At 35.3% G+C, this 24,284-nt stretch carries 26 protein-coding genes and 2 pseudogenes; 8 read left to right on the forward strand and 20 right to left on the reverse strand.

The window, feature by feature from the left end; all coding sequences use genetic code 11:
- Position 1: 1 nt before the first annotated feature.
- A complete protein-coding gene (locus MHB70_RS18135; RefSeq protein ID WP_000705227.1) occupies positions 2 to 229 on the reverse strand; it encodes a hypothetical protein in 228 nt (75 codons plus the stop codon).
- 268 nt (positions 230 to 497) lie between these two features.
- Between MHB70_RS18135 and MHB70_RS18140 the strand changes: the two are divergent.
- A pseudogene (locus MHB70_RS18140) lies at positions 498 to 1,892 on the forward strand (MBOAT family O-acyltransferase).
- Positions 1,893 to 1,899: 7 nt separating this feature from the next.
- A pseudogene (locus tag MHB70_RS18145) lies at positions 1,900 to 2,973 on the forward strand (DHHW family protein); the annotation flags it as partial.
- Positions 2,974 to 3,071: 98 nt separating this feature from the next.
- Here the strand turns inward: MHB70_RS18145 and lpdA are convergent.
- From lpdA to pdhA, 4 genes are all read right to left on the reverse strand, one after another.
- On the reverse strand, positions 3,072 to 4,484 hold the full coding sequence (lpdA, locus tag MHB70_RS18150; RefSeq protein ID WP_000260107.1) for a dihydrolipoyl dehydrogenase: 1,413 nt from the start codon (positions 4,482 to 4,484) through the stop codon (positions 3,072 to 3,074).
- 5 nt (positions 4,485 to 4,489) lie between these two features.
- Entirely contained in the window at positions 4,490 to 5,779 is a 1,290-nt protein-coding gene (gene pdhC, locus MHB70_RS18155) for a pyruvate dehydrogenase complex dihydrolipoyllysine-residue acetyltransferase (RefSeq protein WP_000863414.1), read from the reverse strand.
- A gap of 93 nt (positions 5,780 to 5,872) precedes the next feature.
- Entirely contained in the window at positions 5,873 to 6,850 is a 978-nt protein-coding gene (gene pdhB, locus MHB70_RS18160) for a pyruvate dehydrogenase complex E1 component subunit beta (protein WP_000068163.1), read from the reverse strand.
- 3 nt (positions 6,851 to 6,853) lie between these two features.
- Positions 6,854 to 7,969 carry a pyruvate dehydrogenase E1 component subunit alpha gene (pdhA, locus tag MHB70_RS18165; RefSeq protein ID WP_000536895.1) on the reverse strand — a complete coding sequence of 372 codons (1,116 nt, stop codon included), beginning with the start codon at positions 7,967 to 7,969 and terminating at the stop codon, positions 6,854 to 6,856.
- Positions 7,970 to 8,483: 514 nt separating this feature from the next.
- On the opposite strand from pdhA, the gene MHB70_RS18170 reads away from it, so the two are divergent.
- Together MHB70_RS18170 and def are read left to right on the forward strand one after the other, a co-directional pair.
- The gene (locus MHB70_RS18170) at positions 8,484 to 8,630 is read left to right on the forward strand and encodes a YjcZ family sporulation protein (protein ID WP_000274562.1); all 147 of its coding nucleotides are present in this window, start codon (positions 8,484 to 8,486) and stop codon (positions 8,628 to 8,630) included.
- 168 nt (positions 8,631 to 8,798) lie between these two features.
- Positions 8,799 to 9,353, forward strand: coding sequence for a peptide deformylase (def, locus tag MHB70_RS18175; protein ID WP_000957051.1), 555 nt, complete (start codon positions 8,799 to 8,801; stop codon positions 9,351 to 9,353).
- 62 nt (positions 9,354 to 9,415) lie between these two features.
- On the opposite strand, the gene MHB70_RS18180 is transcribed toward def, so the two are convergent.
- Positions 9,416 to 10,189, reverse strand: coding sequence for a Cof-type HAD-IIB family hydrolase (locus tag MHB70_RS18180; protein WP_061529582.1), 774 nt, complete (start codon positions 10,187 to 10,189; stop codon positions 9,416 to 9,418).
- A gap of 546 nt (positions 10,190 to 10,735) precedes the next feature.
- Between MHB70_RS18180 and MHB70_RS18185 the strand changes: the two genes are divergently transcribed.
- Entirely contained in the window at positions 10,736 to 10,948 is a 213-nt protein-coding gene (locus MHB70_RS18185) for a DNA-dependent RNA polymerase subunit epsilon (RefSeq protein WP_000576438.1), read from the forward strand.
- 4 nt (positions 10,949 to 10,952) lie between these two features.
- Positions 10,953 to 12,620: a ribonuclease J1 gene (rnjA, locus tag MHB70_RS18190; protein ID WP_000670378.1), complete on the forward strand. Its 1,668-nt coding sequence runs from the start codon at positions 10,953 to 10,955 to the stop codon at positions 12,618 to 12,620.
- A gap of 38 nt (positions 12,621 to 12,658) precedes the next feature.
- Here the strand turns inward: rnjA and MHB70_RS18195 are convergent, their stop codons facing one another.
- The 10 genes from MHB70_RS18195 to MHB70_RS18240 form a co-directional block, all read right to left on the reverse strand.
- The gene (locus MHB70_RS18195; RefSeq protein ID WP_001290442.1) at positions 12,659 to 13,324 is read right to left on the reverse strand and encodes a potassium channel family protein; all 666 of its coding nucleotides are present in this window, start codon (positions 13,322 to 13,324) and stop codon (positions 12,659 to 12,661) included.
- A gap of 83 nt (positions 13,325 to 13,407) precedes the next feature.
- On the reverse strand, positions 13,408 to 14,274 hold the full coding sequence (locus MHB70_RS18200; RefSeq protein ID WP_001167326.1) for a hypothetical protein: 867 nt from the start codon (positions 14,272 to 14,274) through the stop codon (positions 13,408 to 13,410).
- 247 nt (positions 14,275 to 14,521) lie between these two features.
- A complete protein-coding gene (locus tag MHB70_RS18205) occupies positions 14,522 to 15,652 on the reverse strand; it encodes an N-acetyldiaminopimelate deacetylase (RefSeq protein WP_000218680.1) in 1,131 nt (376 codons plus the stop codon).
- 61 nt (positions 15,653 to 15,713) lie between these two features.
- The gene (dapD, locus tag MHB70_RS18210; RefSeq protein ID WP_000783253.1) at positions 15,714 to 16,436 is read right to left on the reverse strand and encodes a 2,3,4,5-tetrahydropyridine-2,6-dicarboxylate N-acetyltransferase; all 723 of its coding nucleotides are present in this window, start codon (positions 16,434 to 16,436) and stop codon (positions 15,714 to 15,716) included.
- A gap of 71 nt (positions 16,437 to 16,507) precedes the next feature.
- A complete protein-coding gene (locus MHB70_RS18215) occupies positions 16,508 to 17,392 on the reverse strand; it encodes a LysR family transcriptional regulator (protein ID WP_002039481.1) in 885 nt (294 codons plus the stop codon).
- Positions 17,393 to 17,574: 182 nt separating this feature from the next.
- Complete coding sequence (gene cbpB / locus MHB70_RS18220) at positions 17,575 to 18,018, reverse strand: cyclic-di-AMP-binding protein CbpB (protein WP_000623575.1); 444 nt, start codon at positions 18,016 to 18,018, stop codon at positions 17,575 to 17,577.
- A 169-nt stretch (positions 18,019 to 18,187) separates the two neighbouring features.
- Positions 18,188 to 18,379 carry an antirepressor AbbA gene (gene abbA / locus MHB70_RS18225; protein ID WP_001188532.1) on the reverse strand — a complete coding sequence of 64 codons (192 nt, stop codon included), beginning with the start codon at positions 18,377 to 18,379 and terminating at the stop codon, positions 18,188 to 18,190.
- A gap of 117 nt (positions 18,380 to 18,496) precedes the next feature.
- The gene (locus MHB70_RS18230; protein WP_000348650.1) at positions 18,497 to 19,015 is read right to left on the reverse strand and encodes a ribonuclease H-like YkuK family protein; all 519 of its coding nucleotides are present in this window, start codon (positions 19,013 to 19,015) and stop codon (positions 18,497 to 18,499) included.
- 74 nt (positions 19,016 to 19,089) lie between these two features.
- Positions 19,090 to 19,239, reverse strand: coding sequence for a hypothetical protein (locus tag MHB70_RS18235; protein WP_000440536.1), 150 nt, complete (start codon positions 19,237 to 19,239; stop codon positions 19,090 to 19,092).
- Positions 19,240 to 19,454: 215 nt separating this feature from the next.
- Positions 19,455 to 19,691 (reverse strand): YkuJ family protein, encoded by a 237-nt coding sequence (locus MHB70_RS18240; RefSeq protein WP_000055152.1) that lies wholly within the window; start codon positions 19,689 to 19,691, stop codon positions 19,455 to 19,457.
- Positions 19,692 to 19,924: 233 nt separating this feature from the next.
- Here MHB70_RS18240 and MHB70_RS18245 point away from each other — a divergent pair, with 233 nt between their 5' ends.
- Positions 19,925 to 20,161: a glutaredoxin family protein gene (locus tag MHB70_RS18245; RefSeq protein WP_000717877.1), complete on the forward strand. Its 237-nt coding sequence runs from the start codon at positions 19,925 to 19,927 to the stop codon at positions 20,159 to 20,161.
- Positions 20,162 to 20,273: 112 nt separating this feature from the next.
- Here MHB70_RS18245 and MHB70_RS18250 read toward each other — a convergent pair whose 3' ends face one another.
- From MHB70_RS18250 to fadH, 4 genes are all read right to left on the reverse strand, one after another.
- The gene (locus tag MHB70_RS18250; protein ID WP_001233803.1) at positions 20,274 to 20,762 is read right to left on the reverse strand and encodes a DUF3993 domain-containing protein; all 489 of its coding nucleotides are present in this window, start codon (positions 20,760 to 20,762) and stop codon (positions 20,274 to 20,276) included.
- Between the two features lie 55 nt (positions 20,763 to 20,817).
- Positions 20,818 to 20,946, reverse strand: a complete 129-nt coding sequence (locus tag MHB70_RS18255; RefSeq protein ID WP_000544074.1) for a hypothetical protein — start codon at positions 20,944 to 20,946, stop codon at positions 20,818 to 20,820.
- Positions 20,946 to 22,163 carry an EAL domain-containing protein gene (locus MHB70_RS18260; protein ID WP_000564311.1) on the reverse strand — a complete coding sequence of 406 codons (1,218 nt, stop codon included), beginning with the start codon at positions 22,161 to 22,163 and terminating at the stop codon, positions 20,946 to 20,948. The genes MHB70_RS18255 and MHB70_RS18260 overlap by 1 nt, the downstream gene beginning before the upstream one ends.
- A gap of 255 nt (positions 22,164 to 22,418) precedes the next feature.
- The gene (gene fadH / locus MHB70_RS18265; RefSeq protein ID WP_000660910.1) at positions 22,419 to 23,183 is read right to left on the reverse strand and encodes a 2,4-dienoyl-CoA reductase; all 765 of its coding nucleotides are present in this window, start codon (positions 23,181 to 23,183) and stop codon (positions 22,419 to 22,421) included.
- 241 nt (positions 23,184 to 23,424) lie between these two features.
- On the opposite strand from fadH, the gene MHB70_RS18270 reads away from it, so the two are divergent.
- The gene (locus MHB70_RS18270) at positions 23,425 to 24,282 is read left to right on the forward strand and encodes a metallophosphoesterase (protein WP_002039478.1); all 858 of its coding nucleotides are present in this window, start codon (positions 23,425 to 23,427) and stop codon (positions 24,280 to 24,282) included.
- Positions 24,283 to 24,284 lie beyond the last annotated feature (2 nt).

Here is a 24,284-nt window from a genome sequence, read left to right on the forward strand (position 1 = left end):
TTTAAAAACAAAAATAAACGATTAGAAAAATCATACTATTCGTGCAAGTGAGAAGCATTGCTTTTCTCCTTGCACTTAGTATGACATACGCTATCACATACGCTAAATAAAAGAATATGAGAAAAAGAAAAATTTTATAATGAAGTTTATCACGACTTGACAATAATAACACTGCTGAAAATCCACTCCATAAAACTAGATGTAAAAATGAAACTAGCGTAATTTTCATAGCGTTACCTCCTATTTCTTCTATTATATTGTGCAGCCCATCCCTCTCCTTATTTTAAAAACAAACTTCTACGTGTATAAAATATTTGAAGCTTCTACTTACTCTATGATTTATCTTCTACCATTTATGTAAGCTCTTAATTATTTTATATGCCAAAACTTCCTCGTTTTTTACGTTACATTCTCTTTCTTTCCTTACAATATAGATTATTCCATTAGTAGCGTGGTATAATTCCTTTGGATTAACTATAGAAAGAAATCAATGATACATGGTATTTAGTAACCTATTTTTTTTATGTCTTTTTTTACCTGCAATTCTTCTAGTGTACTATTCAGTACGTAAAGAATAACAAAACATCGTTCTTTTGTTATTTAGTTTATTATTTTATGCCTGGGGAGAGCCTATATATGTCTTCCTTATGCTTTTTTCTATTTTCATTAACTATTGGTTCGGGTTATGGCTTAATACAGGACAAATATCTAATACAAATAGAAAACTCATTCTTACTATAGCAATCGTCGTCAATATTGCTATACTAGGATATTTTAAATATGCTAATTTCTTAGTAGATAATATAAACGGGATTTTTCATACAAACATTGTACTCGAAAAAATCCCATTACCAATCGGGATTTCATTTTTCACTTTCCATGCAATGAGTTATATTATTGATATTTACAAAAGAAAAGTAGAGGCTCAGCGAAATCTGTTTGATTTGGCGCTATACTTTACTATTTTCCCTCAATTAGTTGCGGGACCAATTGTTCGGTATAACACAATAGCTCATCAATTACATGTTAGAACCGTTAATGCTGATATGTTTTCAGAAGGCATTCGTCGTTTTATCCTTGGATTAGGAAAAAAAGTTTTGATTGCAAATCAATTGGGAGCTATTGCCGATGAAATATTTGCAATGGACCCAGCAACAATGAGCGTATCTACTGCTTGGATTGGTGCGATCGCTTATACATTACAAATTTATTTCGATTTTTCAGGCTACAGTGATATGGCCATTGGATTAGGAAAAATGTTCGGGTTTGATTTCTTAGAAAACTTCAATTATCCGTATATATCAAAATCGATTTCTGAATTTTGGCGTCGCTGGCATATTTCCCTTGGTTCATGGTTCCGTGATTATGTCTATATCCCACTAGGTGGCAATCGAGTATCTAGCTGGAAAATCTATCGTAATCTCTTTATAGTATGGGCGCTAACAGGTTTTTGGCATGGGGCTAGTTGGACATTTATGATTTGGGGTATCTATTACGGATGTTTAATTGCTTTGGAAAAATCCGGTTTTGAGAAAATCTTGCAAAAATTATGGTGGCCAATTCAACATGTATACGTGCTGTTTTTAGTGATTATCGGTTGGGTTTTCTTCAGAGCTGACAACTTTAGCTACTGTTCTAAATTTTTACAAGCAATGTTCGGATTAAATGGATCGTTGACTGACATTACTAGTTATTTCTATGTGATGAATTATTGGGGAATCTTTATACTTGCAATAGTGACATCAGCTCCAATTTTCTCTTGGATCAAGACTCTATTTGTAAATAAAAAGATAGTACTTTTATCTCCACTTTACTATTTGAGTGTTTTAATCATTACTATGATGTACTTAACGAATGCAACTTACAATCCATTTATTTACTTCCGCTTCTAAAGGAGGGCTAACTATGGATACTATAAAATCCGGAAAATATTTCAAAGATACTGAATTACACTTTACAGATCATATTGCCGCACGAGATAAATTTATTGAAACTTACACAAAGTTGCAATTAAAATTCAATCGCACTTTTGTAAATAATAATTTCGTCGCAGATGACGGTTTCATTTTGTCTGCACCTACAAATATTGATATGCGTGATCAAATAAAACAATCTGTAAGTGAACTAGACAACTTAAGAAATCAATTTACAAAAACAGAATTTTATTTCCTGTTAGCTCCAAGTAAACTAACGACATTTTCGTATAAGTACCCACCATATGTAGATCGTGGGTATGATCAAAAACATCGTGATTATTTTGTACAAGAATTACAGAAAATAAATTTTCCATTTATTGATGTTCTACCTGCTATTCAAAAAGAATTTACTCACGAACAATTAGAAGAACTATACTTTAAAACGGATCACCATTGGAATATGAAAGGTGCGTTTTATGCATACGAACAAACAATGAATTACATTGCTAATCACTCTAAAGTATTTACAGGAAATGTTGTTAATCGAGATGATTATAAAACCACTATAGAAGAACCTAATGGGCAATTTATCGGTAGTTGGAATAGACAATTATACAAATTAATAAAAACACCTGAAACAATTCCATATGTACAATTAAAAGAAAACCCAAATGTGTGGGATAATTATACTGTCTATCTCGGTCCAAAATCAGAAGAAACAAGTAAAATACCGATGAAAGAATTCTTTGCAGTGAACAAAAAGAAGCTTTCACCAGACTATGCATCGGTTTATCAAACAGACTATTCACAGATTAACATCTTAAATCCAAATGCAAAAAGTAAATTGCATGCTGTCATTATTAAAGATTCTTATGCAGATGCAACTTATCCTTTATTCGCACAAGAATTCGAACAAACAACTTTTATTGATCCACGATTTGGGGCAAGTAAAAATATTAAACAAGATCTTGAAAAACTAAATGCTGATATCGTCTTATTTCTTTATAATGACACTAGTACAAGTAAACAAATGTATCAATTTGAAAATAAAGAATAAAAAACAAGAGGTGAATCATTCCGATTCACCTCTTGTTTTTCTATTCATATAACACATACATAAAAAAACGTCTTCTAAATTTAGAAGACGTTTTTTTATTATTTTACAATGTGAATTGGCATTCCAAGAGCAACTTCAGCTGCTTCCATTGTGATTTCACCTAATGTTGGGTGAGCGTGGATTGTTTGAGCGATATCTTCAGCTGTCATTCCAGCTTCGATAGCTAAACCAATCTCAGAGATAATATCAGAAGCACCTGCGCCTGCAACTTGAGCACCTACAAGAAGACCATCTTCTTTACGTGTTACAAGTTGTAGGAAACCGTCAGTGCTGTTTAATGATAACGCACGACCGTTTGCAGCGAATGGGAACTTAGATACAGTTACAGTCATTCCTGCTTCTTCAGCTTGTTTCTTAGTGTAACCAACAGATGCTAATTCTGGATCAGTGAAGCATACTGCAGGAATTCCGATGTAATCGATAGCTGATGCATGGCCACTAATTGCTTCAACAGCTACTTTACCTTCGTAAGAAGCTTTGTGAGCTAATGGTGGTCCAGGAACGATATCACCGATTGCATAGATGTTTGATACGTTTGTACGGCATTGCTCATCGATTTCGATGATACCGCGGTCAGTCATTTTAACTCCAACTTGCTCAAGACCGATTTCTTGAGTGTTTGGACGACGACCTACAGTTACTAATACGTAATCTGCTTCTACAGTTTGGATTTCACCTTTAACTTCAAAGCTAACTTTTACGCCAGTTTCTGTTTCTTCAACGCCTTTAGCCATAGCTTTTGTATGGATATTTACGTTACCTTTTTTCTGTAGAGCACGTTTAACAACAGAGCTCATAGCTTTTTCGAAACCAGCTAAGATTTCGTCGCCAGCTTCTACTACAGTAACTTCTGTACCGAAGTTAGCATATGCAGTACCTAATTCCATACCGATGTAACCGCCGCCGATTACAACAAGTTTTTTAGGAATTTCAGGTAAGCTTAAAGCACCTGTAGAGTTGATAACACGTTTAGAGTATTTGAATCCTGGAATTTCGATTGGTGTAGAACCAGTTGCAAGAACAGCATTTTTAAACGTATAAGTTTGGGCTGCATCTTCAGTCATAACGCGTAATGTGTTAGCATCTACGAAGTAAGCTTCACCGCGAATGATTTCAACTTTATTACCTTTAAGAAGGCCTTCAACACCGCCAGTTAATTTCTTAACTACGCCGTTTTTCCATTCTTGAACTTTTGTAAAGTCAACTTTTACGTTCTCTGCAGTGATACCCATGTCATCAGAATGCATTGCATTCTCATAACGATGACCTGCATTGATTAACGCTTTTGAAGGAATACATCCAACGTTTAAGCATACGCCACCAAGGTTAGCTTTTTCAATAATTGCTACCTTTTGACCTAATTGTGCTGCACGAATTGCCGCAACGTATCCACCAGGACCTGCACCAACAACGACTGTATCTAATTCAATTGGGAAATCTCCTACTACCATTGTTATTACGCCTCCATTACTAATAATTGTGGGTCATTCAATAGACGTTTAATTTGGTTTAATGCTTTTTGAGCAGTTGCGCCGTCAATTAAACGATGGTCAAAGCTTAGAGATAATGCTAATACTGGAGCTGCAACGATCTCACCATTTTTCACAACTGGCTTCTCAGCGATACGGCCGATACCAAGGATTGCTACTTCTGGGTGATTGATAACTGGAGTGAACCATTGTCCACCTGCAGAACCAATGTTTGTAATTGTGCAAGAAGCACCTTTCATTTCAGTTGGAGCTAAACGACCTTCACGTGCTTTACCAGCAAGATCATTGATCTCGTTAGAAATAGTGAAGATAGACTTGCGATCTGTATCTTTAACAACTGGTACTAATAGACCTTTGTCTGTATCAGCTGCGATACCGATGTTGAAGTAATGTTTGTGAACTACTTCTTGAGATGCATCGTCTAAAGAAGTGTTTAACATTGGGTATTCACGTAATGCAGATGTTAAAGCTTTAACAACGTACGGAAGGTAAGTTAATTTAATACCTTTGTCAGCTGCAACAGCTTTGAACTTCTTACGGTGAGCAACAAGCTCAGTTACATCAACTTCATCCATTAATGTTACGTGAGGAGCTGTATGCTTAGAGTTAACCATTGCTTTCGCAATCGCTTTACGGATACCACTCATTTTCTCACGAGTTTCTGGATATTCACCAGCTGGGATTGGTTGTGCTTTTGGTGCTTCTTCTTTCGCTGCTGCTGGAGTAGCTTCTACTGCTGCTGGAGCCTCAGTTGCTGCTACAGTTTGTCCACCATTTGCAAATGCATCGATGTCAGCTTTCACAACGCGACCGTTCTTACCAGATCCAGCTACTTTATGAATATCTACACCTTTTTCACGAGCATATTTACGAACAGATGGCATAGCGATAACGCGCTCATTTACTACTTCTGCAGTTGCTGCTGGAGTAGCTTCCGCTGCTGGAGCTTCTACTGCTGCTTCTTCAGCTTTTGGAGCTTCATCATGATCGTCACCTTTAAATTTAAGGTTTTCGTATCCAGGAGCATCAAATTTAATTAATGTATCTCCTACAATTGCAACTGTTCCTTCTTCTACAAGTACTTCAAGTACTTTACCTTTAACAGGAGAAGGGATTTCTACTACTGCTTTATCATTTTGTACTTCAAGAAGTACATCGTCTTCATTTACTTCATCGCCTGGTTTAATAAACCATTTTACGATTTCACCTTCGTGGATACCTTCACCGATATCTGGTAGTTTAAATTCAAATGCCACGGAATTCAGCCCCCTGATTCATTTCATTATTATGGAATATGTACAAAAGAAACCAGCATGTGCTGATTTCTTTTGCACATGAAAAGCTAAAAATTAGAAGTTCATTACTTTGTTAACAGCTTCAACAATATCTTTATGGTTTGGTAACCATACGCTCTCAGCTTGAGAGAATGGGAATACTGTATCAGCAGCTGCAACACGTACAACTGGAGCTTCTAAGTTTAAGATTGCACGGTCGTTAATTTCCGCTACAACGTTAGCTGCAATACCAGCTTGTTTTTGAGCTTCTTGAACTACAACTACGCGACCTGTTTTTTCAACAGAAGCGATGATTGTTTCGATATCTAATGGTTGAACTGTACGTAAGTCAACAACCTCTAAAGAGATACCTTCTTTTTCAAGTTCTTCAGCAGCTTTTAATGCAGCGTGAACCATAGCACCGTAAGCGATAACAGATACATCTGTACCTTCACGTTTGATATCAGCTTTGCCTAAATCAATTGTGTATTCGCCTTCTGGTACATCTTGGCGGAATGAACGATACAATTTCATATGCTCTAAGTAGATAACTGGATCGTTGTCACGAATCGCAGAGATTAAAAGACCTTTAGCATCGTATGGAGTAGATGGAATAACAACTTTTAGACCAGGTTGTTGAGCTACTAATCCTTCTAAGCTATCAGCATGTAGTTCAGGAGTATGAACACCACCACCGAATGGAGAACGAACTGTTACTGGAGCAGTCCAACGTCCACCAGAACGGTAACGCATACGAGCTAATTGACCAGAAATTGAATCCATTACTTCAAATACGAAACCGAAGAATTGGATTTCTGGAACTGGACGGAATCCTTCAAGTGCAAGACCAACTGCAAGTCCACCAATACCAGACTCTGCAAGTGGAGTATCCATTACACGATCTTCACCAAATTCAGCTTGTAAACCTTCAGTAGCACGGAATACACCGCCGTTTACACCAACGTCTTCACCAAATACAAGTACGTTAGGGTCATTTTTCATTTCAACGCGTAAAGCATCAGTGATTGCTTGAATCATTGTCATTTGAGCCATGGCTTACTTCGACTCCTTTTCTTTGTAGATTTCATATTGTTCAGCTAAGTTGTAAGGCATTTTTTCGTACATGATTTCCATTAAATCAGTTACTTTTTGTTTTGGAGCTTGGTCAGCCTTAGCAATTGCTTGTTTGATATCTTCTTTTGCTTCTTCGATTACTGTCTCTTCAACTTCTTGAGACCATAGGCCTTTAGCTTCTAAGAACTTACGGAAGCGTACGATTGGGTCTTTTTGTTCCCATTCGTTTTCGATATCTTTTGTACGGTAACGAGTTGGGTCATCACCAGCCATTGTATGTGGACCATAACGGAATGTTAAAGTCTCGATTAAAGTAGGGCCTTCGCCATTTACTGCGCGCTCACGAGCGAAAGCAGTTGCTGCGTATACAGCTAATGGATCCATACCGTCTACTTGAATTCCGTAAATACCTGCTGCTACTGCTTTTTGTGCTACAGTTTTAGCTGCAGATTGCTTTTCTACTGGAGTAGAGATTGCATAACGGTTGTTTTGAACAACGAAGATTGCTGGAGCTTTGAATGCACCCGCAAAGTTCATACCTTCGTAGAAGTCACCTTGTGAAGCACCACCGTCACCAGTGTAAGTAATTGCAACAGATTTTTTACCACGTAGTTTCATACCTAACGCAACACCAGCAGTTTGGATGATTTGCGCACCGATAATGATTTGTGGAGCTAATGCATTTACATTCTCAGGCATTTGGTTACCCATGAAGTGTCCACGAGAGAATAAGAATGCTTGATATAATGGAAGTCCGTGCCATACTAATTGTGGTACATCACGGTATCCTGGTAAGATGAAGTCTTCTGCTTCAAGTGCGAAATGACTCGCTAATTGAGAAGCTTCTTGTCCAGCTGTAGGTGCGTAGAAACCTAAACGTCCTTGACGGTTTAAAGAAATAGAACGTTGATCTAATACGCGAGTATACACCATACGACGCATTAATTCTTTTAATTGATCATCAGATAATTCAGGCATAGCTGCTTCATTCACAACTTCACCGTTTTCATTTAAAATTTGTAATGTTTCAAATTGAGCTGCGATAGCTTTCATTTGCTCATCAACATTAAATAGGGTCTTTTTTGTTTTAGTACCCATTCCGTTCACCTCTTCCTCTCTTGAACCATATTCTGAAACGCTTTCACTGGCTATTTTCCAGTTTAAAAAGCGCAACGATGTAAACCAACATGTTTATCTGTCGGTTGAGAATAATTTTGTGTACCTAACAATCTGTACTAATGTTTTTTCAGAAACATATTAATACAATCTTGATCACGTTTTTTAGTTTACAACTATTCTAATTACGATGTCAATTACTTTGAATACGTTTTTTTATAAATAATATGCAGGTTTCTACTACACAAACGTGTTTTTATTTTTTACATCTGTATTAGTAAGCGTTGACCTACTGTTATATTATTCCCTTTTTCACTTATTTTTTCTCTTAGAATAATATGTAAACGATTTAATTCTCTTTAGTTTTTCTCTCTTCGTAACAAAAATATACAAACTATCCTTCCTTTTTTAGGTAAATACCTATACATTTCTCCCCTCTCTTCCATACATTATAGTAACCGCAGTATTAGCGGGAAATGATAAAGGAGGTCATCTCATGTACGGATACTCATATTGCTATCCAACTTGTTCATATCCTTCCTACGGTTATGGCGGTTCTTGTGGCGGGTCTGGACGCGGCTTCGCCTTAATCGTTGTGTTGTTTATTCTTTTAATTATCGTTGGTGCTGCTTGCATTCGCTAATGTAAAACGAAACAACTATGGAAAGAAAAAGACGGCTTTGCCGTCTTTTTCTGTTTATCACATACATAAATACTCTATAATAGAACGATTTCCAAAATGCCTTCCCTTTCTTGCCGATGACTTTTTCCATCTCCTTTGGTAGACTAAAGAGGAAAGGAGAGATTACATATGCTTACAATGAAAGATGTTATTCGCGAAGGAGATCCTATTTTGCGCAACGTTGCAGAAGAGGTGTCATTACCGGCAAGCGAAAAAGATACAACTACCTTAAAAGAAATGATTGAATTTGTAATAAATAGCCAAGATCCTGAAATGGCTGAAAAATATAGTTTACGCCCTGGAATCGGATTAGCGGCTCCGCAAATCGGTGTTTCAAAAAAAATGATTGCAGTTCATGTAACCGATGCGGACGGTACATTATATAGCCATGCATTATTCAATCCAAAAATCATTAGCCATTCTGTTGAACGTACATATTTACAGGGTGGTGAAGGCTGCCTATCTGTAGACCGCGAAGTACCTGGTTATGTTCCTCGTTATACAAGAATTACAGTAAAAGCGACTTCTATTAACGGAGAAGAAGTAAAATTACGTTTAAAAGGTTTACCAGCAATCGTATTCCAGCACGAGATTGACCATTTAAATGGTGTTATGTTCTATGACCATATCAATAAAGAAAATCCTTTTGCCGCTCCTGATGATTCAAAACCTTTAGAGCGCTAATAATAAAAAGGCGGGAATTAATCTCCCGCCCCTTTATTTTATGAAATGGGTTCCATATTTACTTATAACAAGCCAGCCCATTTTAATCCATGATATATACCGTCTTCACTTACATCCTTTGTCACATGATTTGCAAGTTTTTTCAAATCTTCATGACCATTCCCCATCACAATGCCTGTCCCAACTGCTTCAATCATTTCTAAATCGTTTAAACCATCCCCAAATGCATACACTTGTTCACGGCTAAATCCTAATTTTCCAATGAACTTCTCAATCCCTTTTGCCTTAGAACCACCATTAGGAATGATATCCATTGAATACGCATGCCAACGAATAAAATGAAAATCTGGATATTGATTAATAAACTTTTCCTCTTCATTTACTTCACAAAAAAGAAGCGTTTGATAAATATCGCGTTTTTCGTAAAAATCAGGTTCATATGCCGGATGCTCGAACTGCAAGCTTCCAAAACCTTCTTTCACATAATCATGATATTCCACTGTCGCTCTCATTTCTTGATGGTCAAGATATACAAGTGGATATCCTTCTTGTTTTGCAAACTGAGTAAACTTATGCAAGGCAGCTGGGTGTAACGGATTATTAAATACTACTTCATCTTCAAAGACAACATACTGTCCATTAAAACTAACATAATTATGTATATTGAGTTCCTTACGAATATCTTCAAACATAAACGGTGCGCGTCCTGTCGCAATTGCTACATGCACCCCTTTTTCCTGCAAATGTCTTACTGCATCTCGTGTAGATTGCGGATTTTTTTTATCGTGATCTAATAATGTTCCATCAATATCAAAAAAGACAATTTTATCATTCATTTGTCAAAACCCTTTCTGGCACTCTTTACTCCTATTTTGATAATCGCTTTTCAAATTCTAAAAAAAAGTATAACATATTAAACATCTGTGAAGAAAGCGTTCACTTTCTGACCTTATTTATGAAACATGCATATATATATTAGTAAAAAAGGTGAATACTTGTTCTAATGAATTTTCTTTTCCATTCTTCCTCATACTATATCTATAACTAACGGCTACTAATCGTTACTATAGAATAACTTTCACTGTATGAGAAAGGACAAGGTTTTCCATTCACTTTCCCCTCTTTCTTATGTCAGAGATAGAGTTTTCACTAGTAATATGCATGTTTAGAATAAGGAAAGGAAGGAGTAATCATGCTGAAGAAGCTGAAGAAAAAGCTTAAGCGTTATTTAAACGATTTAGTCCGGAAGAAGACAATCGCTTAAATTATGCCCATTTCGGGCTTTTTCTTCATTCTCATTCGAAAAAACATGAAAATCGTGACTGTTTGCTTTATAATAAGTAACAGATAATGCAAAACATAGACAAGGAGAGGTTTTCCAAATGATTTTTAAAGTATTTTATCAAGAAAAATTAACTGAGGTCCCAGTACGTGAAAATACAAAAGTTGTATATTTAGAGGCTACGTCTGAAAAGGATGTTCGTAAAAAATTAAATAAGTTCGCATATAATATCGAGTTTGTTCAGTCTGTTACTGGCGCTCATCTTGAATATGAAAAACAAAACGCTGATTTAGTATTAGCGGAGATTGTATAGCCATATGAAATTTCTAAAAAATGATCAAGTTGCCGTTTTTGCTCTCGGTGGTCTTGGTGAAATCGGTAAAAATACATATGCTGTTCAATTTCAAGATGAAATTATTATAATTGACGCTGGAATTAAATTTCCAGAAGACGAACTCCTCGGGATCGATTATGTAATACCTGATTACACTTATTTTGTGCGAAACGAAGATAAAATTAAAGGATTATTCATTACACATGGTCACGAAGATCATATCGGTGGAATCCCTTATCTATTACGTCAAGTAAACATTCCAATTTACGGTGGAAAATTAGCAATTGCACTAATAAAAAACAAATTAGAAGAGCACGGATTACTTCGTAAAGCGAAGCTTTATGAAATTCAAGAAGATGATGTTATTAAATTTAAAAAGACATCTGTTTCCTTCTTCCGTACAACTCACAGTATTCCGGATTCATACGGAGTTGTTGTGAAAACACCTCAAGGACAAGTCGTTCATACAGGTGATTTCAAATTCGATTTCACACCAGTCGGTGAGCCAGCAGATTTAACAAAAATGGCTGAAATCGGAAAAGACGGTGTACTTTGTCTCTTATCTGACAGTACAAACAGTGAGGTTCCAAACTTTACGATGTCTGAGCGCCGTGTTGGCGATAGTATTCAAGATATATTCCGCAAAGTAGAAGGTCGTATTATCTTCGCAACCTTTGCATCGAATATCCATCGCTTACAACAAGTTGTTGAGGCTGCTGTTGAAAATAATCGTAAAGTAGCTGTATTTGGTCGAAGTATGGAAGCAGCTATCGAGATTGGACAAAACCTTGGGTATATCCGATGTCCAAAAGATACATTCATAGACACATCTCAACTAAACCGCCTACCAGCTAATAAAGTGGTTATTTTATGTACTGGTAGTCAAGGTGAACCAATGGCAGCACTTTCCCGTATTGCGAATGGTACTCATCGTCAAATTCAAATTATTCCTGGCGACACAGTTGTTTTCTCTTCTTCACCAATCCCTGGTAACACAATTAGTGTAAGCCGTACAATTAACATGTTGTATCGTGCTGGTGCTAATGTAGTCCATGGCAAGCTGTCAAACATTCATACGAGTGGACATGGCGGACAAGAAGAGCAAAAACTAATGCTACGTCTAATTAAACCAAAGTATTTCATGCCAATTCATGGTGAATATCGTATGCAACGTATGCATATGAAATTAGCGAATGATTGCGGTATTCCAGAAGAGAACTGTTTCATCATGGATAACGGAGATGTTCTTGCCTTGCGTTCAGATGAAGCAAGTGTAGCTGGAAAAATTCCATCTGGTTCTGTCTATATCGATGGAAATGGTATTGGAGATATCGGTAATATCGTATTACGCGATCGTCGCATCCTTTCTGAAGAAGGGCTTGTAATTGTAGTTGTAAGCATTGATATGAAGGAATTTAAAGTTGCAGCAGGACCTGATATCATCTCGCGTGGTTTCGTTTATATGCGTGAAAGCAGCGATTTAATCAACGATGCTCAAACATTGATTACAACACATTTAGAAAAAGTAATGGAACGGAAAACAACACAATGGTCTGAAATTAAAAATGAGATTACAGACACATTAGCACCATTCCTATACGAAAAAACGAAACGTCGCCCAATGATTTTACCAATCATTATGGAAATATAAGAAAAAGGACAATGCCTTCATGGCATTGTCCTTTTCTCTTATCTTAAAAAGTGTTTAAAACGATCTACTTCGTCATCATGACCAATTACAATTAATATATCCCCCGCTTGAATATTTTCCGTAGCTCGAGGAGAGACGATAACTTCTTTACCACGTTTAATTGCTACAATATTCAATCCAAACTTCGCACGAATATCTAATTCAATTAAAGAGTGCCCATCAATTTTTTTATTTGCAATAATCTCTACAATACTATGCTCATCTGAAAGCTCAAGATAGTCTAATACATTACTTGATGCAATATTATTAGCAATCCGTTTTCCCATATCACGCTCTGGATGTACAATGTGATCTGCACCTATCTTACTTAATACTTTTTCATGATAGTCATTTTGAGCTTTTACAGTAATATTTTTTACACCTAACTCTTTCAAAATTAACGTTGTTAAAATACTTGAATTTAAATTATCTCCAATAGCAACGACTACATGATCAAAATTACGAATACCGAGACTTTTCAATACCATCTCATCTGTTGAATCTGCAATTACAGCATGTGAAGCTATATTTGCAAACTCATTAATTTTATCCTCATCTGAATCAATTGCCATTACTTCCATACCTAATTGAGCTAGTTCTCGGCAAATACTTCCACCGAAACGCCCAAGCCCGATGACAGCAAATTCTTTTTCTTTCTCACTCACAGGAATTCCTCCAATAACTTCAAGTACTATGTATTTTCATTGTAACATACTTTATATACGTCACAAAAACGTGTAAATCATACTTATTTTTGTTTTTGTATATAAAAATATTGTTGTAAATAAAAGGCGATACCAACAAGTAACATACCAAATACAAATATATTTCCAAACGAACTAAATGTTTCAAAAACGAACAATAACGTTTCTTGGCCGAAAAAAGCAAATAGAAGCTGCGTAAAAGCAAATACAAGCGCCCATATGTAATGATGTTGATGGAATAAATAATGCGTTGCGCCTAAAAAAGCAATAAATGAAACGATGAAAATCCACCAATTTTCTAACAACAGTTGCCAATTAGAAAATTGGTATCCATTCACTAATATCGCAATAATCCCGATAACCGCCATTGTTGGCACACTCCAGAATAGTGCTCGCCCTCTAAAGAAGCGGGTACCTTGAACATCTCCTTTTTCATATGCAATGTATGTTAGTACTACTGTACTTATATACAAAACAGAAAGAATCGTTAAAACGATAATAAGCCAAAAGTGTAATTGATAATATTCATGCTCTATATTTGTCACGATTGCAGCTAGCATACACGGGATTAACATTCCCGTCCAACCATCTACTTTTCTTTCATTCCAAAAGACCGTATTACCAATTCGTATACCTAGCAGCATAAAAATAATGATACCTAGTACAAATAATGTAGTTTTATTCCCTACTAAACTCGTTGAGAAAGCAATTAATCCAATAAATAAAAAGAGCACAAACCCATTCATAATTTCTAGTACAGGTGATAAATATCTCTTCACCCATTTGTATGTTTCGTCATATTCATTATTATCTACTAGACGATAGGCATAAAAACTTATCCCAAAATAAACCGCCGCAATAATAACATACGCATATAAGACGAAACATAAAATCGCACTGCTAATTTGCACGTAATTCCCCACCCTTTTTTCTATGTTTCACATTGATTTTACACACTTTTCATACTAAAAGTAAACATATATAAGTTAGTCAAATAATTAATAATGAGCAGTGGCTAAAACCCCCTGCTCATTATTAAAACAGTACAATTAACTTTAATTCTTTCATTTGTATGTAAATGTCTAAAATCAATCTATACGAGCGTTACTTACACCTCAGAACAAAAATTTTTTTGGAACCTTCAAGAGAGCGGAAGTTTTATTTTCTATTTCCTTTCCACTTTACATATTGGCTTAAAAATGTAATTGCCTTTTCAATCACTTCTTCGTCTGGTTTTAATTTCGCATGATGTAAACCATATTCTGAATTTACTCCAAGCCAAAACATAAATCCAGGGATTTCTCGAAGCATATAACCAAAATCTTCACCTGTCATTGCCTCAGTACATGTAATAACATTCATATCAGTTTGTTTATGTACAAATTGCATAAACTCTCTCGTTAACTCTTCGTGGTTATATACTTGATGATACATTGCTCCGTAATCTATAATCGCCTCACACTGGAAAGAAGCTTCGATACCTGCAACAATTGCCTCAATTCTGCTTTTCACACGCTTCATTGATTCCACTGATAATGTTCGAATCGTTCCTTCTAAACGAGATTTTTCTGCGATAATATTTTGAACTGTACCACCTGTTATTTTTCCAATTGTAATTACCGCACTGTCAAGAGGATTCACATTACGACTAATAACGGATTGAAGTTGTGTAACAAGGTGACTGGCTGCAACAATCATATCATTCGCAGTATGTGGATAAGCCGCATGTCCACCTTTTCCTTTTAAATCAACATATAATTCTGATGTATTCGCAAATAACAGACCTTCTTTTGTCGCAATTGTTCCTACAGCGTATTCTGGTGCAATATGAAGACCAAGAATTATATTAGGCTTCCATCCTTTTAGCTCTTCACTTTCTAACATAGGAAGAGCGCCACCTGGACCTTCTTCTGCCGGCTGGAATAGAAACACAAGGTCATCATCTATTCTTTCACTCACAGCTGCTGTTAGGAGGCCTAGACCAATTGTTGTATGCAAATCATGTCCACATGCATGCATCATTCCTTCATGTACAGAAGCAAATTCGTATCCAGTTTCCTCTGTTATTGGCAAACCATCTATATCTGCACGATAACCTATTATTTTCTCTGGGCTTTTCCCATTTACTTTAACAATTACACCTGTTTTCCATGTTCTCACTTCCAAATATTCGTTAGGAAGTGTTTCTATATACTCTAAAATGTACTGTTGTGTTTTCCACTCTTTAAATCCAATTTCCGGGATTTTGTGTAAATCTCTACGAACTTGGACAAATTTGCTTACTGTCATTTTTGCACCTCTATCTATAAAAAGCGTAAGAGCCTATTTATGCTCTTACGCTTTTTGTTTTTTATTTCTCTGGGTTTAATTGACGAAGCTCTTGTTTGATTTCAGTTTTCGCTTTTGTCTTCTCATCAATTTCTTTAATTACACGTGCTGGAGTTCCCGCAACAACTGTATATGGAGGCACATCTTCTGTTACAACAGCTCCTGCTGCTACAACTGCACCTTTACCTACTGTAACGCCCTCTAAAACAACTACATTTGCACCAATTACAACATCGTCTTCAACGATAACTGGTTTTGCAGAAGGTGGCTCAATAACACCCGCAAGTACAGCACCTGCACCTACATGACAGTTTTTGCCAACCGTTGCACGTCCACCAAGCACTGCGTTCATGTCGATCATAGTACCTTCGCCAATTACAGCACCGATGTTAATTGTTGCATTCATCATGATAACAGCGTTGTCACCAATTTCAACGTGGTCACGAATAATTGCGCCTGGCTCAATACGAGCTTTAATACCTTTTAAATCAAGCATTGGGATTGCAGAATTACGACGATCGTTCTCAACTACATAGTCAACAATGTGCTTGCTATTTTCATCAAGAATTGTCTTAATTTCAGACCATTCTCCGAATACTACACCAGATTTTTTATTTACAAATGCTTGTACTGTTTCAGGGAACGTTACTTCTTTTAAATCCCCTTTTATGTATACCTTTACAGGAGTTTTCTTTTCACTTTTTTGAATAAACGAAATAATTTCGTTAGCGTCCATCATTTTCATTCTTGTTGCCTCCTAAATCCATTTATATTGTTACTCTACCAAACGATAGAGCGAGTAGCAAGACAATAATCTTATTTTTCCCTTTGAATTTCTTCTATAATTTCTAAAAACGCTTGTACTTGCTTCAATTGTCTTGCTGATTCACTCGTTAACAACCATGTTTCTCTCGTTAATTGAACAGGTGTTTTATACATATTTTCCTGCACTTCTTTTAATACTGTAGAAGGCAATAATGCATAACCTATACCATTTAGAACAAGTTGTTTGCACGTCTCAATTTGATCAACTACAATTGTTCGCTTAGGTGGGTTAGAGAATAACCCATACCACCAATTTTGTATTTGACCATAATAAGTCGAATCACTTTTAAATTGAATAAATGGTCTATTTGTTTCTTTTAACATCGAAATATCTTTTATTTCTTTATCGACTAAATATAATTCATCTTCAAATAATTGTTGCTTTTGTCCTTTATATTCCTGTGATCCCCTTAATATAGCTACATGAACATCGCCCTCATAAAATTGCTTTTGCACTTCACTACTCCAGCCAGTAAACAGCGATATCTTCACAGAAGGATACTTTTGTACAAACTTTTTCAACACAGGAGGGAGCCAATATTGACCAATAACCGATGCAACAGCTATTTTTAACGTTCCATATGTTTCCGTTCTAAAAACTGCCAGTTCGCTCTTAATATTCTCTTCTCTTTGTAACATTTCTTTTGCATAATTTGCGACTTTTTCCCCTTCAGGTGTAATTGTCAATCCTTTTTGTGAACGAATAAAAAATTTCATTCCCCATTGTTTCTCCATAGATTGTAATCGTTGACTAAGCGCAGGTTGGGAAACAAATAAACGTTCCGCCGCTTTTCTCATATTTGATTCCTGGGCTAACACAACCATCATTTGAAAATCATCAATTTGCAACTTTCTCCCTCTTTCCTTAGCTTCCATACACCTTATTTCAATAAGCTTTTCATCCTGAATTTAACTGAATACTTTTATACAAAAAATACAATTTTTCAGTTCGAACTTTCCTTATGTTTTATGTCTTTTTAAATATAATACATACACAACTGATATGCACGAAAAAAAGTGACTTCTCCGTTTCTATGAAGTCACTTTCCTCCTATTGTCTATCGATTATGCTGCCGTACTTTTTTATTCAATAATTTTAAAATAGCTCTACGTGTTAAAATCCCCTCGAAATACCCTTCTTCATTTACAGCACAAATAAAAGGATGATCAATTGTCATTTCTAAAGCTTTTGCAAATGAATCTTCTAACTTAAGAACCGGAATATCTTCCTTCATCACTTGTTCTACTTTCATATCATCAAGTCTTTCAAACTCAATGCGCTCTAACCCTAACATACCATCTAAAATCATAGCAGTACTAATCAACCCATGTAATTTATACATTGGGTCTAAAACAGGTATTGCCGAATATCCAGATTTCACAAGAACGAGTAAAGCATGCTCTAATCCATTCCCAATTTGGACATGTGCTACTTTTTCTGATGAAATCATTAAATCTTTCACAAGAATTTGCTGAAACTCGTCTTTTGGAATACTAATCATGTTACATCCCCCATTTTCCCTTTTTCCTGCTTATATTCACCGATTCTATTCTTATTTTATGACAGCGTTTTCATATTATTATTTTGTCCTAACTTTATTTCAATAAAAATACAATTACACAGCTATTTTAGCATACAACACAAAAAAAAGACTACCATTACGGTAGCACTTAATACCCTTTATTTTTTAATCTGTAAAATAACCTTGTGATTTTTTTATATTGCGTCACATCTGTCTGTTTCAAACCATTCTCAATATCTGTAAGTTCTACAGCTAAAATTTCACTCGCATAATTTTGTTGAAATAAAATATCTAGTAACAAACTTTCTTCTTCTTTCGTTAAAACAAATTCCCTTTGCATATACCCCTCTCCTTATAATCCCATCGTTACTCTCATTATATAAAATTTCCAACTTATTTAGTAGATGTAATATTCAGTTTTTAATAAAAACATGTAACAATTGTAACCATATAAAAATTATTTCGTATATCGATTTGCATAACTAAATGCCGCATAAGCATCCGGCTTAATTTTTGCAGTTAATCCCATCGCTTGAATTTTCGCTGTCATATCTAAAATAAATTCTTTTGTTAAACCATCATTCCCTATGTCCAAATGAATTTCCATTATGAACCCAGCCCCATCTTGAGCATATGGATGCAATAAATCCCATATGGTTTGTATATGGTTAGGAGTAAATAGGCAAGCGATTTCTTGACTAAACTGTGTTTCTAAATATATTTTCTCCCGTAATGTTGCCGGCTTATCTTTTACTGACCTATGGTGTAAACATCCCCAAGCCCCTTTTCCAACACGGTGAATATGGATTGCCGTAATAAATCTCGTATCTTTTTGATGTGCCTGTGAGTCTGTCCCAATAGATAATCGATATAAATTTCGTGGATCCTTTTCAATGAAACTACAAATGCGGTTAAAGACCGTATCAAAATTCAAATGTCTCTCTGAAACATTATAGAATTTATGCCCACCGTCCACATAGTCACGTCCTTTCCATTAGACAGACTTTTCGTATTCTCATTGTATGGGACAAAAACAAAAATTATAACTTACTATCCTTTATTCGTCTCAATATTTCGCATTACAAAATGACAAACTTGGCAAGTATAAATTACATTTTGATTCGATTGAGCCGTTAATACATGAATAATCTCTGCAGAATTGTGGCAATTAGGACAGATCACAACTGGTAAACGTTCCACATAACACACCTCCTATTTATTTTTATCACGCTATTTTCGAGCAGTAAAACTCCTGATTGATGTAGGCCAATCATCAGTCGATAATAAGCACTTCCACTGATTAAAGTCTTACTTTATTACCATTGTAGGAAAAACGAAAAATTCCTATACATATATACTGGAAAGTAAAAGAACTAAAAAAGGTACTGCCATAGGCAGTACCTTTTTTATATGTATCAAGAAATGATATCGTAAATCTCAATTGCAACCATATCGATATTATCGAATTGATACACTTGAGGTTTTTCACCTTGTTGATACACTTCTAATTCATACATTTCACTTTTATCGAAAAATTTCACGCTACATTTGCGCTCACCGTTCACTTCAAAATAGCGTTGTGCTACTTCACCGCTTACAGCTTGTTCTTGTAGACTAACAAGTCGTGTTAAAATTCCTTGGAGTAGAGACATGAAATCTCTCCTTTCTCTAATCTTCCTACCAATAGGTTTTACAGCTATACTCATTCTATCCGTCATAACAGAAAAAATGTTCCACAGTCTAGGATAAAGGTTATTGGCCAGAAACTCAACTAAAAATTTGTCGAAATGCAAAGGAAAACACAGAAAGAACATCTTTTTCCTTCTTTATTGCGATTTCCATACTGGAATAATATAATAAAAAACAGAAAAAAGGAGGAATTACAATGAAAAAAATTGAGGTTTACACACAACCTGATTGTCCGCCATGTGTCATTGTGAAAGAATTTTTAAAGCATAATAACGTTTCATATGAAGAATTTGACGTAAAAAAAGACGCTGCTGCTCGAGATCGACTTTTATACGACTATGATTCCTATTCAACTCCAACAGTTGTAATCGACGGTGAAGTGGTTGCAGGTTTTCAAATCGAAAAATTACAACAGCTACTCAATATAGAATAGGAATAGGTAAATACCTATTCCTATTTTTATCTCGTTATTTATGGGCAGTAAAACTCCCGATTGATGAAAGCTAATAATCAGTGGGATATAAAGCCCCCACTGATTATTAGCTTTATAATTGTTGTAACCTTTTTATTTCAGTTAAAAGTTCTTGGCTTTCATGATACCCTGCTAATTTCCATTTATCTTGATCCCTTTTCAATGTTACAATTTGATATTGTCCACTTTTCGCCCGCTCATATACATATAAATTTTTATGCTCTTCATCATACGCCATTTTCGTTTCCGAATTAAAAGAAAACGGTGCTTCTTTTGCTGGAAGTAAATATTCACCACTTTGTTTATCACTTCTACTATTTTCATCTGTAAATACTTGAAGGAAATTATCTGTAAAATACGGTGATAACGTCTCTATCATCTTATTCATCGGCAAATGCTTCCCGCGAATTGAAAATTGGGTTTCATAGCCTTTTTGTATCGTTGTAAACACGTCTTTCCGATCGACTTTCAATTCCTCTTTTCCTAAAACAGTTGTAACACTATAACCAACTAGAAAGGCAACACATACAAATAGAACAAGCCATATTCCATATTTCCTCATTTTTTCACCTTCCTTTTAAAAGAACTTGTCTTTGTAGTATTCATTGTAACAATGATTATGCAAAGAAAGGGATGGTTTCGTTCGTAAAATCTTTACAACGATAGACAGCATTTTCATCACCATTTTCACTATTACCAATTTCTGATAAAAACAAACAAAAAAATGCACGAATCTCTTCGTGCATTAAAATAAAACATCTTCTTCATATAAATATTCATAAGATAAATCTATAAATAAAAAGTTTTCATCATCAATCGGGAAAGAAAATGTTCGTACCATTTCACCAGTTTCAATATCGGCATATAAATCTGAAAGTCTCGCCTTATTTTCAAAACGCATTTTCATAATATTCTCAAGAAAATACGGACGCCAACTCCAGTTCTTCATATAATACTCCGGCATCACAATCCATTCCCCATCTTTTTTCATAACATTACCTGATTGTTGAAAACCATCTTCATTGCAAATAAATATGCGAAAACTACATTGTGATATACTTTGGCTAAATTGTAATAACCAATCATTTATATCTTCATTCTTTTTTTGTTTTGACAGAACATCACCAATTCGATCACGTAACATCTCTGTTAAATGATAAATTTTTTGCAACTTCTTTTTCTCATGCTGAATAAATTGATGACATTCATTACCAAGTCTCTCTTTTAAAACATTCGTTTCAATAAAATCAGGTAAACATTCTTTTAAATAATTACCTTGATAGTATCTACCACCGTTTTTCCAAGCATATTGTAGTTGATAAAAAGCATCAATTTCTTCATATAACAACGTTGCACCAATTCTTCTTGCAAGTAAAGATAAGGAATATAAAATATCTTGATAAGATTGTATAAGTGCAGTTTGCCTTAAGTTTGTTAAATCTACTTTTAAAATATCAGGTGCTAACACGCTAATACGTTCTAAATTACTTGTACCCGTTCCAACTTTATTAATCGAAATCTGAATACCATATGTACGATAATACATAAGCAAATGATTAAATTGCTCAATATCTTCTTTACATTCATGCTCTGTTATCTCTAAAACAATGTGGTTCAAATTTAAACCTTGTTTTTCATACATCAATAAAAGTTGAAGTAAACTTTCATCTTCGTCATTCATTAATACGTTAGCATTTCGATGTATAAATAATAACAATTTTTGATTGCTTTCTAAATAACGGTTTAAAGCTTTTTCTACTATAATATTATCCGCTTCCAGTTGAAACTCACTTGGAATAGAATCATCATGAAAGAACGAAGCTAAACTTTGTATGCCCTCTTCTGTTTGAATACGTCCTACTACTTCATATCCAATTACTGTATGTTCATCAGCACTAAAAATAGCTTGATAATAAGGAAGGACTTTATCCAAGTTACTCATTACATCTAATGCATCTATCAACGTGCTTCCCTCCCTTTACTTTTCAAAAATTATAACACGATATTTACGGAAAAATAATAAAAAATCCCTTCAGTTTTCCTGAAGGGATTAGAGGGGTAAAATGCTAAGGGGAATTAGCAATTCTACTATGAAGAAAAAAGAGGTCTTAAATATACCGTATATATGACCTCTTGTAAATACCTTTCTTTCACATGTCACAATTCCGTCACATTTTACCACAAAAAAATGAATCAAACATTCATTTGGTCATCCCTCTTAAAATGGATATTGATGCAAGTGTTGTCCTCCATCCATTGTCATGCATGTTCCATTTATGTATGCAGCTTCATCTGAACATATATAATAAGCTAGACCCGCAATTTCTTCTGGCGTACCTAGTCTTCCAAGTGGCACACTTTGTAGTGTACGCTTAGCCATTTCTTCTGAAATCCATAATTTATCGGCACCGCCCGTACGTTCAATCGGCCCTGGTGCGATAGCGTTAACTCGTATTCCATATTTACGTCCCCACTCAACAGCAAGCGTTTTAGTCATTGCTAATACGCCAGCTTTTGCTGCAGCCGAATGAATAACTCCTGGACCTGCATCCCATGCATATGTCGCTACCATATTAATGATATTTCCTTTTATACCTTTCTCAATCCAATACTTCCCGACAGCTTGACTGCAATAAAATGTACCATTTAACACAATATTAATGACCGAATTCCAGCCATTCACAGATAAATCTTCTGCTGGACAAATAAAGTTGCCAGCTGCATTATTTATTAAAATATCAATTCGTCCGAACTTTTCATCAATATGTTCAATCATTTTCTGAATATCTTCAGTATTTCGTACATCCATTTGTACAGGCAATATTTGCCCTGGAAACTGTTCAATCTCTAACTTTGTTTCCTCCAGTTTTTCTTTTGTACGCCCTGTAATAACAACTCGTGCCCCTTCTTTTGCAAAACGAGTTGCCATTCCTTTTCCCATTCCACTCGATCCACCTGTTATAATTACTACCTTCTCTTTCATATATATCCCTCCCAAAAATGAATACACATTCATTTTATCATTTTATTTGATAGAAATCTTTATATTTTTAAACTTTTCTGATATTTTAACTTAAAGAGACTTCTTTTCATTCATTTTTCCGTAAGCTATACTACTTCTTTATTATTTTAAATATATTAAAAAAAACTGAAAGGAGATTTGAGTAGCCTGTATATGGAACGAAAACACATGATATAAATCAAATAGGTATACTCATACTTTTATGAAGCAAATTACACGAAGAAATTTTTTGAAAAATGGAATACGCACTTGTCTATATTCATTTATAACCACTAGTATCGGTTACTATTACGCTAAATACATAGAGCCGCATATGATCTCTTTTACAGAGCACACACTAAAATCACAGCTCATACCAAAAAGTTTTCATGGTATGAAGATTCTTCAATTTAGCGATTTACATCTCGGATACTATTTCTCGCTCCAACATTTATCTCAAATCATTTCTAAGATTAATGCTGCAAACCCAGATATTGTCCTTTTTACTGGTGATCTCATTGATAATTACCAAACATATACTGATACTCCTTTCGTTGCATCCATTTTAAAGAATATACAAGCACCCTTCGGTAAATTTGCTATTTATGGTAACCATGATCACGGCGGATATGGAACTGAATACTATGATCACATCATGCGTGAATCTGGATTTGAACTATTACAAAATAGCGAAAAACGAATTCGTCTACTGGATAATAGTGAAATTTCTATTTTCGGACTCGATGATATACTACTTGGCAAACCAAAAATAGCGGAAACACTACAACAAGCGCGGCAAAATACTTATAACATTGTTCTTGTTCACGAGCCAGATATTGCGCCACAAATTGCTACATATCCAATCAACTTGCAACTTTCTGGTCATAGCCACGGCGGACAAGTAAAAATCCCTTTTTTAGGTGCTATCGTTACCCCATCACTTGCCAAACACTACATTGAAGGCTTCTATTCCATTCAAGACTTATCTCTCTATGTCAATCGCGGACTTGGAAGAACACGTGTCCCATTCCGGTTTATGTCAAAACCTGAAATTACACTCTTCACCCTACAACATTCGTAATA

Origin of the sequence: Bacillus sp. FSL M7-1020 (genome assembly GCF_038050415.1) — a bacterium.
Taxonomy (GTDB): Bacteria; Bacillota; Bacilli; order Bacillales; family Bacillaceae_G; genus Bacillus_A; species Bacillus_A toyonensis.

What these genes read in the sequence shown, in the direction of transcription:
- MHB70_RS18180 (WP_061529582.1), bottom strand. Translation starts at nt 10,189, where the DNA reads ATGAATGATAAAATTGTCTTTTTTGATATTGATGGAACATTATTAGAT.
- lpdA (WP_000260107.1), bottom strand. Translation starts at nt 4,484, where the DNA reads ATGGTAGTAGGAGATTTCCCAATTGAATTAGATACAGTCGTTGTTGGT.
- MHB70_RS18205 (WP_000218680.1), bottom strand. Translation starts at nt 15,652, where the DNA reads ATGACAGTAAGCAAATTTGTCCAAGTTCGTAGAGATTTACACAAAATC.
- MHB70_RS18245 (WP_000717877.1), top strand. Translation starts at nt 19,925, where the DNA reads ATGAAAAAAATTGAGGTTTACACACAACCTGATTGTCCGCCATGTGTC.
- MHB70_RS18215 (WP_002039481.1), bottom strand. Translation starts at nt 17,392, where the DNA reads ATGGAAGCTAAGGAAAGAGGGAGAAAGTTGCAAATTGATGATTTTCAA.
- MHB70_RS18170 (WP_000274562.1), top strand. Translation starts at nt 8,484, where the DNA reads ATGTACGGATACTCATATTGCTATCCAACTTGTTCATATCCTTCCTAC.
- fadH (WP_000660910.1), bottom strand. Translation starts at nt 23,183, where the DNA reads ATGAAAGAGAAGGTAGTAATTATAACAGGTGGATCGAGTGGAATGGGA.
- MHB70_RS18240 (WP_000055152.1), bottom strand. Translation starts at nt 19,691, where the DNA reads ATGTCTCTACTCCAAGGAATTTTAACACGACTTGTTAGTCTACAAGAA.
- MHB70_RS18135 (WP_000705227.1), bottom strand. Translation starts at nt 229, where the DNA reads ATGAAAATTACGCTAGTTTCATTTTTACATCTAGTTTTATGGAGTGGA.
- MHB70_RS18255 (WP_000544074.1), bottom strand. Translation starts at nt 20,946, where the DNA reads ATGCACGAAGAGATTCGTGCATTTTTTTGTTTGTTTTTATCAGAAATT.
- MHB70_RS18270 (WP_002039478.1), top strand. Translation starts at nt 23,425, where the DNA reads ATGAAGCAAATTACACGAAGAAATTTTTTGAAAAATGGAATACGCACT.
- MHB70_RS18250 (WP_001233803.1), bottom strand. Translation starts at nt 20,762, where the DNA reads ATGAGGAAATATGGAATATGGCTTGTTCTATTTGTATGTGTTGCCTTT.
- pdhB (WP_000068163.1), bottom strand. Translation starts at nt 6,850, where the DNA reads ATGGCTCAAATGACAATGATTCAAGCAATCACTGATGCTTTACGCGTT.
- MHB70_RS18185 (WP_000576438.1), top strand. Translation starts at nt 10,736, where the DNA reads ATGATTTTTAAAGTATTTTATCAAGAAAAATTAACTGAGGTCCCAGTA.
- pdhA (WP_000536895.1), bottom strand. Translation starts at nt 7,969, where the DNA reads ATGGGTACTAAAACAAAAAAGACCCTATTTAATGTTGATGAGCAAATG.
- def (WP_000957051.1), top strand. Translation starts at nt 8,799, where the DNA reads ATGCTTACAATGAAAGATGTTATTCGCGAAGGAGATCCTATTTTGCGC.
- rnjA (WP_000670378.1), top strand. Translation starts at nt 10,953, where the DNA reads ATGAAATTTCTAAAAAATGATCAAGTTGCCGTTTTTGCTCTCGGTGGT.
- abbA (WP_001188532.1), bottom strand. Translation starts at nt 18,379, where the DNA reads ATGCAAAGGGAATTTGTTTTAACGAAAGAAGAAGAAAGTTTGTTACTA.
- cbpB (WP_000623575.1), bottom strand. Translation starts at nt 18,018, where the DNA reads ATGATTAGTATTCCAAAAGACGAGTTTCAGCAAATTCTTGTGAAAGAT.
- dapD (WP_000783253.1), bottom strand. Translation starts at nt 16,436, where the DNA reads ATGAAAATGATGGACGCTAACGAAATTATTTCGTTTATTCAAAAAAGT.